Origin of the sequence: Rhodoplanes roseus, from assembly GCF_003258865.1 — a bacterium.
In the GTDB taxonomy this organism is placed as follows: Bacteria; Pseudomonadota; Alphaproteobacteria; order Rhizobiales; family Xanthobacteraceae; genus Rhodoplanes; species Rhodoplanes roseus.
In genome coordinates this window covers 1-8,741 of sequence record NZ_NPEX01000246.1, presented here as the reverse complement: position 1 = coordinate 8,741, position 8,741 = coordinate 1, and the positions used below count along the sequence as shown (strand labels likewise).

The 8,741-nt window shown below is 71.0% G+C and carries 9 protein-coding genes and 1 pseudogene; 7 read left to right on the top strand and 3 right to left on the bottom strand.

What is annotated here, in order from left to right:
• The 3 genes from CH341_RS24535 to CH341_RS24525 form a co-directional block, all read right to left on the bottom strand.
• A partial coding sequence (locus CH341_RS24535) for an alpha/beta fold hydrolase (protein ID WP_111421609.1) occupies nt 1-788 on the bottom strand: 788 nt, incomplete at its 3' end.
• Entirely contained in the window at nt 785-1,765 is a 981-nt protein-coding gene (locus tag CH341_RS24530; protein ID WP_111421607.1) for an isopenicillin N synthase family dioxygenase, read from the bottom strand. The genes CH341_RS24535 and CH341_RS24530, both read right to left, overlap by 4 nt.
• 98 nt (nt 1,766-1,863) lie before the next feature.
• Entirely contained in the window at nt 1,864-2,787 is a 924-nt protein-coding gene (locus CH341_RS24525) for a LysR family transcriptional regulator (protein WP_170149788.1), read from the bottom strand.
• A 393-nt stretch (nt 2,788-3,180) separates the two neighbouring features.
• On the opposite strand from CH341_RS24525, the gene CH341_RS24520 reads away from it, so the two are divergent.
• The 7 genes and pseudogenes from CH341_RS24520 to CH341_RS24490 all read left to right on the top strand — a co-directional run.
• Nucleotides 3,181-4,185, top strand: a complete 1,005-nt coding sequence (locus CH341_RS24520; protein ID WP_111421605.1) for a 30S ribosomal protein S2 — start codon at nt 3,181-3,183, stop codon at nt 4,183-4,185.
• A 173-nt stretch (nt 4,186-4,358) separates the two neighbouring features.
• Nucleotides 4,359-5,282 carry a translation elongation factor Ts gene (gene tsf, locus CH341_RS24515; protein WP_111421604.1) on the top strand — a complete coding sequence of 308 codons (924 nt, stop codon included), beginning with the start codon at nt 4,359-4,361 and terminating at the stop codon, nt 5,280-5,282.
• A 73-nt stretch (nt 5,283-5,355) separates the two neighbouring features.
• A complete protein-coding gene (pyrH, locus tag CH341_RS24510) occupies nt 5,356-6,072 on the top strand; it encodes a UMP kinase (protein WP_111421603.1) in 717 nt (238 codons plus the stop codon).
• Between the two features lie 162 nt (nt 6,073-6,234).
• Nucleotides 6,235-6,795, top strand: coding sequence for a ribosome recycling factor (frr, locus tag CH341_RS24505; RefSeq protein WP_170149787.1), 561 nt, complete (start codon nt 6,235-6,237; stop codon nt 6,793-6,795).
• Between the two features lie 23 nt (nt 6,796-6,818).
• The gene (locus CH341_RS24500) at nt 6,819-7,580 is read left to right on the top strand and encodes an isoprenyl transferase (protein ID WP_111421601.1); all 762 of its coding nucleotides are present in this window, start codon (nt 6,819-6,821) and stop codon (nt 7,578-7,580) included.
• A gap of 3 nt (nt 7,581-7,583) precedes the next feature.
• Entirely contained in the window at nt 7,584-8,441 is an 858-nt protein-coding gene (locus CH341_RS24495; protein ID WP_281023563.1) for a phosphatidate cytidylyltransferase, read from the top strand.
• Nucleotides 8,442-8,462: 21 nt separating this feature from the next.
• Nucleotides 8,463-8,741 (top strand): annotated as a pseudogene (locus CH341_RS24490) (1-deoxy-D-xylulose-5-phosphate reductoisomerase); the annotation flags it as partial.

Below are 8,741 nucleotides of genomic sequence, written 5' to 3'. Positions count from 1 at the left end.
GCCGCGCCGGCGCGGCGGCTGCTGCGACGAGCCGTCGTGAGAAACGGCACGATCACGTCCGCCAGGAGCCGCGGTGCCGCGAGCTGCGGCGCGTGTCCGGTCGGCAGCGACACCACGGCCGCGCCGGGCACGAGGGACTGCATCCGTCGTTGCAAGATCGGGACCACGGAGCGGTCGGCCATCGCCTCCACATAGAGGCGGGGCACGCGACCGAACCGCGCGGCGGTGAGGCGCGGACGAATGTCGCGGCCGGCCTCCGGCTGCGGCGTGAGCTTCTCCACCGCAGCCTGTGCGAGCGAGGCGCTGCAGTCGTGAAAGAAGAACGCCAGCGCGACGGCGTCGGGGACGCGGCTGCTCGACCGGTCGTCCGACCAGACGAGATGCGGGCCGATGCCGGCGGCCTGCGGATGCTCCGCGACCAGGTCGCGGACCAGGTCGGCGAAGGCCACGCCGTCCGGCAGCATCATGCCGGCGACGTAGACGAGGCGCGCGACCTGATCAGGACAGGCCTCGGCGAGTTGAGAGGCGACGATGCCGCCGCCCGAATGCGCGATCACCGACACGGGCCGGCCGAAGCGTTCCACCGCGGCGCGGACGTGGCGGACATAGAGGTCGAGCGACACCGGCTCCTCCGCCGGAGTCCGCCCGTTGCCGGGGAGGTCGATCGCCACCGCGTCGAGGCCCGCCGCGGCGAGCTCCGGCAGGAAGGCGTCCCACGCCCAACCGCCCTGCCAGGCCCCGTGGATCAGCACGACCGGATCGCCCGCGGGGGAGGGACGATCTCTCACGCGTAGGTCCGGGCGTACATGTCCTGCAGATGCGCCTCGACCGTGGTCGGCGCGTATTTCGGCGTCTCGCCGGGCGCCAGGCAGGTCGGGATGCACGCGATCGGCTGGTCGGGATTGCCGGTGTAGAAGAACGGCACCGAGTAGCGCTCCCGCCCGGAGACGTTGACGACCCGGTGGAGCGTCGAGCGGTAGCGGTCGTTGGTCCAGCGCGCGATCAGGTCGCCGAGATTGACCACATAGGCGCCCGGCACGGGCGGCGCATGGATCCAGGTGCCGCCCGCCTCGTCCCACACCTGCAGGCCGCCGACGCCGTCCTGCAGCAGCAGCGTCAGGCTGCCGAAATCCGTGTGGGCGCCGCAGCCCTTCTCGCCCGGCGCCGCGTTGGCGGGCTGCGGCGGATAATGCAGCAGCCGCAGTGTCGCCAGCGGGTCGCGGTCGAACACCGCGAAATGATCCTCGGGCAGGTCGAGCGAGAGGGCGAGGCCGCGCATCAGCCGCGCGCCGAGATCGGTCAGCGCGGCGAAATAGGCCTGCATGGCGGGGCGGAAGCCCGGCAGGTCGGCCGGCCACTGGTTGGGCCCGCGATTGAACCGGCGGGCGACGACGCGCGGATCGTCGAGCGGCAGGTCCGGCCCGATATAGTAGCCTTCCTTCAGGTCCGGCGGGGCGCCCGGCTCGAGCGTCTGGCCCTTCAGCGGCTCGTAGCCGCGATTGCAGAACGACAGCGCCTTGTCGACCGCGTGCTTGCGCTCCATCGGCTGGTCGAAGAACGCCTTGGCCTCGGCCAGCACCGCGTCGATCAGGCCCTGCGGCACGCCATGGCCGGTGACGTAGAAGAATCCCTTGTCGCGGCAGGCGGCCTGCAGCGCCGCGCCGACCGCGGCGCGGTCCTGCGGATTCGACGAGCTCAGGCCGGTGACGTCGATGATGGGCAACTGGGCGTGCGAGACGCGCACGGCTTCGAGGGTGGCCGCCATGGCGAGGGTTCCTTCCCGTGACTACGGGAAAAACCTTAGTTCGCTCTCTTATGATCTAGAAAGAAGAGAAATTGCTGCAGGCCGCTGCCGAAACGGCATCAGGCGCGCGCGTTCTCCACCTGCTCGCGCTCCTGCAGGGCATTGCCGAGGATCTGCAGGAACAGGTCGAGCACGGCCGGCAGCGAGCGGCCGGAGCGGACATAGACGCCGAGGTCGCTCCACACGGGGCCGCCGCTGTCGAGCGGCACATGGACGAGGCGCCCCTCGGCGAGCTGCCGCTCCAGGCCGACCCGGGTCTGGAACGCGATGCCGGCGCCGCGCTCGGCGAGCTCCCGCATCAGCTCGATCGAGGAGGCCGTGACGCAGGGCTCGACCGAGCGGGGCAGGCGGGCCAGCGCCGGGCCGAGCAACTGGTTGATCGAGAGATCCGGCGTCGCCAGGATGATCGGGTGGTCGAGACAGGCCGCCAGGCTGACGGTCGTGCGGCCCGCCAGCGGATGAGCGGGCGCCATCACGGCGCCGAGCTTGAAGCGGCTCAGCGCCACCTGCCGCAGCTCCGGCGCGCGGCGCAGCGCGAAGGCGACCCCGACATCCGCGTCACCCGCCGCGATGGCGTCCGGGATCGTGAAGGACCCCATGGTCTGCACCGCGACGGTGACGCGCGGCGCGCGCGCCCGCAGCAAGCCGATCACCTCGGGCAGGACGGCGCCGCAGACGCCTTCCACCGTGCTGATGGTGATGTGGCCGGCGCGGGCCCCGCGCAGCCCCTCGACGTCGGAGCGGGCGCGCTCGAGATCCTGCAGCACCACCAGCGCGTGCCGGGCGATGGCCTCGCCCGCCGCGGTGAGCTTCAGCCCGCCCGGCAGCCGCTCGAACAGCGGCGTGCCGATCTCCGCTTCGAGCTTGAGGATCTGCCGGTTGACGGCCGAGGAGGCGACGTTCAGCCGGCGCGCCGCCTCGCGGATGGAGCCGGCGCGGCGCACGGCGTCGAAATACACGATGGCGGCGGAATGGATGCGCAAGACCGGGACCCGTCGGAACGCCTCGCGACGCGCGGGGGGCGCCGGCGAGCGCATCAGTGTAGCCCGGGGGCCCGGGATTGTGGACCTCGGGCCGGCCTCCACGGCCACATCGCACCTGCGGGCCGGGACGCGATGCGGCCAGGCCGCGCGGGCGCCGACCGGCCGGGGCCCCGGTCTGGCACGGCGTCGGCACGATATCCGACATGCAGGGCGGCCGGGGAGACATCCCGGCCACCCTGGTTGCATTCCGGGCGCCGGGCTCTTATAAGCGCCGCATCTCACACGCGGATTCTCGGCATCCAGCCGTCCGGTGGCGTCGGGCGATCGCTTCGCCGCAAGCGAAGTGTCGTTCGGGGTTCACACATCCGCGGCGGAAAAACCGGAGACGTTACAATGGCGCTGCCCGAGTACAGCATGCGCCAGCTCTTGGAAGCTGGCGTGCATTTCGGCCATCAATCGCATCGCTGGAACCCGAAGATGAAGGAGTACATCTTCGGCGCCCGCAACAATATCCACATCATCGACCTCGCCCAGACGGTGCCGCTCCTGCACCAGGCGCTGAAGACGATCTCGGACACGGTGGCCCGCGGCGGCCGCATCCTGTTCGTCGGCACCAAGCGCCAGGCCCAGGACATCGTCGCCGACAGCGCCAAGCGCTGCGCCCAGTACTACGTCAACTCCCGTTGGCTCGGCGGCACGCTGACCAACTGGAAGACCATCTCCGAGTCGATCAAGCGCCTGCGCAAGCTCGAGGAGATGCTGGCGACCGGCGAGGCCCAGGCCTACACCAAGAAGGAGCGCCTGACGCTCACCCGCGAGCGCGACAAGCTCGACCGGGCGCTCGGCGGCATCAAGGACATGGGCGGCCTGCCCGACCTCCTGTTCGTGATCGACACGAACAAGGAAGACATCGCGATCAAGGAGGCCAAGCGCCTCGGCATCCCGGTGGCGGCGATCGTCGACACCAACTGCAACCCGGACGGCATCACCTACATCGTGCCGGGCAACGACGACGCCGGCCGGGCCATCAGCCTGTACTGCGACCTCGTCTCGCGCGCCGCCATCGACGGCATCTCGCGCGCCCATGGCGAGGCGGGCATCGACATCGGCGAGGCCGAGGCCCCGGTCGTCGAGGAGCTGCCGGCCGAGCCGGCCGCCACCGGCCCGGGCTTCGAGTCGCTGTCGGGCCCGCGCGGCGTCGCCGACGACCTCAAGAAGCTCACCGGCGTGTCGCCGGCGATCGAGCGCAAGCTCAACGAGCTCGGCATCTTCCACTACTGGCAGATCGCCGCCTTCGGCCCCGACGCGGCCAACCATGTCGGCGATGCGGTCGGCCTGCCGGGCCGGGTCGAGAAGTGGATCGCCAAGGCCAAGGAAATGAGCGCCGAGGCCGAGTGACAGCGACGGCGGCGCCGGGCAGGGGCCCGCGCCGCCATCGATCTTTCGCGCCGCCGCGCCCGTCATCCGTCACGGTGGCGTCAAGTTAGTCGTGGATGCCCGATCCGGCACGGCCGGTCGGGCCTGGTCCGTCGACCGGGCCCGCGAGCGTCCCGCCCAAAGGACAATTCGACATGGCGAACATCAGCGCTTCATTGGTGAAAGAGCTTCGCGACAAGACCGGCGCGGGCATGATGGACTGCAAGGCCGCGCTCGGCGAGACCGAGGGCAACCTCGAGGCCGCGGTCGACTGGCTGCGCAAGAAGGGCCTCGCCAAGGCCGCCAAGAAGGCCGGTCGCGTCGCCGCCGAAGGCCTGATCGGCGTCGCCGTGAAGGGCAACAAGGGCGTCGTCGTCGAGGTCAACTCCGAGACCGATTTCGTCGCCCGCAACGACCTGTTCCAGGGCCTGGTGCGCATGGTCGCCCAGGTGGCGCTCGACGTCGGCACCGACGTCGAGGCGATCTCGGCTGCCAAGGTCGGCGACGTCACCATCGCCGAGGCGCTGTCCTCGGCCATCGCCACCATCGGCGAGAACATGACGCTGCGCCGCGCTGCCGGCGTCTCGGTCTCGCAGGGCGTGGTCGGCCAGTACGTCCACTCCTCGGTCGGCGAGGGCCTCGGCAAGATCGGCGTCATCGTCGGGCTGGAGTCGTCCGGCAAGACCGACGAGCTTCTCGCGCTCGGCCGGCTGGTCGCCATGCACATCGCCGCGTCGAACCCGCTGGCCGTCGACGAGTCCGGTGTCGATCCCGCCGTCGTGGCGCGCGAGAAGGACGTCCTGGCCGACAAGGCGCGCCAGCAGGGCAAGCCCGACAAGGTGATCGAGAAGATCGCCGAGTCCGGCATCAAGACCTTCTACAAGGAGGTCTGCCTGGTCGATCAGCCCTACATCCACGACACCGGCAAGAGCGTCGCCCAGGCTCTCAAGGAGGCCGAGGGCAAGGTCGGCGGTCCGATCAAGGTGACGGGCTTCGTGCGCTACGCCCTCGGCGAGGGCATCGAGCGCAAGGAGAGTGACTTCGCCGCCGAGGTCGCGGCCGCGGCCGGGCAGGGCTGATCCCACCCCACCGACGCTTCGCGGCGCGGCTTCGGCCGCGCCGTCCACGATCGGGCTGCGGGAGAGGGGTCACATGGCGGCGGCGGACTACCGGCGGGTCATCGTCAAGCTGTCGGGCGAGGCGCTGAGCGGCTCCGAGCCGTTCGGCATCGACCAGGCGACGGCCGACCGTTTCGCGGCCGACCTGATCGCCGCGCAGGCGCTGGGCGTCACGCTCGGCGTCGTCGTCGGCGGCGGCAATCTGCTGCGCGGCGCCACCGCGGCGAGTCACGGCGCCGACCGCACCATCGCCGACGTGATGGGAATGCTGGCCACCGTGATGAACGCGCTGGCGCTCGAGTCCGCCATCGAGCGGCGCGGCGCCAAGGCCCGCACCGTCTCGGCGCTGGCGATGCCGCAGGTCTGCGAGACCTACGAGCGCCGCGCCGCGCGCCGCCATCTCGACGAGGGCCGCATCGTGCTGTTCGCCGGCGGCACCGGAAACCCGTTCTTCACCACCGACACGACCGCGGTGCTGCGCGCCGCCGAGATGGGCGCCGACGCGGTCCTCAAGGCGACCAATGTCGACGGCGTCTACAGCGCCGACCCGAAGAAGGATCCGGCCGCCACGCGCTACGAGCGCCTCGGCTTCGACGAGGCGCTCGACAAGCGCCTCGGGGTGATGGACCTGACGGCGTTTTCCCTTGCCCGCGACCATGCCATCCCTATCATCGTGTTTTCGATCCGCGAGCCGGGGGCCGTCGAATCGGTATTGCGCGGCACCGGTCGCGCCACGATCGTCGGTGGCTGACATGCCGACGCACGGGACCGTGACGGGCAAGATCTTGATCACCGCGATCGCCGAGACTTCGATCCGCGAGACTCTGACGTCCGCAGCGTTCATTGCGGGCCGCGCGCCTGAAGGACCCGGGTCCCGCTCGGGTGCGGCGCCGTCGCTTCTGGAGAAATGTCGATGACCGATAGCTACGACATCAACGAGATCAAGCGCCGCATGCAGGGTGCCCTGCAGATGTTGAAGCAGGAGCTCGGCGGCCTGCGCACCGGCCGCGCCTCGACCGCCTTGCTGGACCACGTCCAGGCCGAGGTCTACGGCAGCCACATGCCGCTCAACCAGCTCGCCTCGATCAGCGTGCCGGAGCCGCGCCTGATCAGCGTGCAGGTGTGGGACAAGTCGGCCGTCCATCCGGTCGAGAAGGCGATCGTCGCCGCCAATATCGGGCTCACGCCCAACACCGAGGGCCAGGTGATCCGCCTGCGCGTGCCGGAGCTCAACGAGGAGCGCCGCAAGGAGCTCGTCAAGGTCGCCCACAAATACGCCGAGACGGCCCGGGTCGCGGTACGCCACGTGCGGCGCGACGGCATGGAGCTGCTCAAGAAGCTCGACAAGGACGGCACCATCGGCCGCGACGACCACGAGCGCATGTCGGACGAGGTCCAGAAGGCCACCGACCAGGCCATCGGGGACATCGACCAGACGCTCGCGGCCAAAGAAAAAGAGATCATGACGGTGTGAGCTCGCACCTCTGGAGTCGCACCATGTCCATTCCCGAGGCGGTGCGCAGCGCGACCGGGGCCGGTTGCGGTGCACCCCGCCACGTGGCCGTCATCATGGACGGCAACGGGCGATGGGCGGCGCAACGCGGCCTGCCGCGCCGCGAGGGTCATCGCCGTGGCGTCGAGGCGCTGCGGCGGACCGTCCGGGCCGCCGGCGAGCTCGGCATCCGGTTCCTGACCATCTTCTCGTTCTCGTCGGAGAACTGGTCGCGGCCGCCGGCCGAGATCAGCGACCTGATGGGCCTGCTGCGCCGGTTCATCCGCAACGATCTCGCCGACCTCCACAAGACCAACGTGAAGGTCCGGGTGATCGGCGAGCATCGCGGCCTCGATCCCGAGATCGCCAAGCTCCTGCGCGAGGCCGAGGAGCTGACCCGGGCCAACACCGGGCTGGTCCTGGTGGTCGCGTTCAACTACGGCTCGCGCCAGGAGATCGCCCGCGCGGCCCAGCGCCTCGCCGCCGAGGTGGCGGCCGGCCGGCTGGCGCCGGAGGCGATCACGGCCGAGCTGATCGGATCGCAGCTCGACGCCCCCGATCTGCCCGATCCCGATCTCATCATCCGCACCAGCGGCGAGCAGCGCCTGTCGAACTTCCTTCTCTGGCAGGCCGCCTACAGCGAGCTGGTGTTCGTCCCGATCTTCTGGCCGGAATTCGACCAGGCCGCCCTCGAAGGCGCGATCGCCGAGTATCGGCGGCGCGAACGCCGGTTCGGCGGCCTCGCTGCGGCGGGAGCCGGAACCTGACCCGTGCCCCACGACGCATCGGCCCCGGCGCGGCCGGGCGAACCTTCCGCCAAGACGCGCAGCGACACGCTGATCCGCATCGTCTCCGCCGTGGTGCTGGCCCCGATCGCCATCGGGGCCGTGCTGTTCGGTGGCTGGCCCTTCGTCCTGTTCTGGGCCGTGGCGGCCCTCGGGGTCCACTGGGAGTGGACCTCCGAGCTGCTGCGCACCGGCCGCCTGCCGCAGACGCTCGGCGCCGCCGTGCTGGTGATCGCCGCGCTCCTGGCCGGGATCGGCCGGCCCGGTCTCGCCGTCCTGGTGCTGCTCGCCGGCGTCGCCGCGACCGCGGCCGTGGTGCGCGAGCGGCGTGCCTGGTGCGTCAACGGGATAGGCTATGCCGGCCTGGTGCTGGCCGGCCCGGTCGTGCTGCGCGCCGATCCGGTGTGGGGCGTCACGGCCGTGTTCTTTCTGTTCGCCGTGGTCTGGGTGACCGACGTGCTCGCCTATTTCGGCGGCCGGCTGATCGGCGGGCCGAAGCTCGCCCCGTCGATCAGCCCCGGCAAGACCTGGTCGGGGGCCGTCACCGGGGCGGCCGGCGGGGTCTTGGCGGGCGTCGTTGTCGCGGCCCTGGCCGGGCTGCCGAATCTCCTCGCCGTCGCGGCCCTCGGCTTGGTACTGTCCTGTGTCTCTCAGGCCGGCGACCTGTTCGAGTCGGCCGTCAAGCGGCGTTTCGGCGTCAAGGATTCCAGCCGGATCATTCCGGGACACGGCGGTCTGATGGACCGGCTCGACGGCTTCCTGGCCGCGGCCGGCGCGGCGGCCCTGCTCGGCGCGATGCGGGGCGGCCTCGACGGTGCGGCGCATGGATTGCTCGTCTGGTGATTGTTTTATCGGTGTGCTGACATGAGTGCGGTTCCCCTCAACGCGACGCCGTCCAGCGGTCCCCTGGAGCGCAGCGTGACGCTGCTCGGCGCGACCGGCTCGATCGGGACGAGCACGGTCGACCTGATCCGGCGCGCCCGCGACCGCTATCGCGTCGAGGCCGTCACGGCCTCCACCAACGGCACGGCGCTCGCGGCGCTCGCCCGCGACCTCGGCGCCCGCTTCGCCGCGGTCGCCGATCCGGCCGCCTACGAGGATCTGAAGTCGGGCCTGTCCGGCAGCGGCATCGAGGCCGCGGCC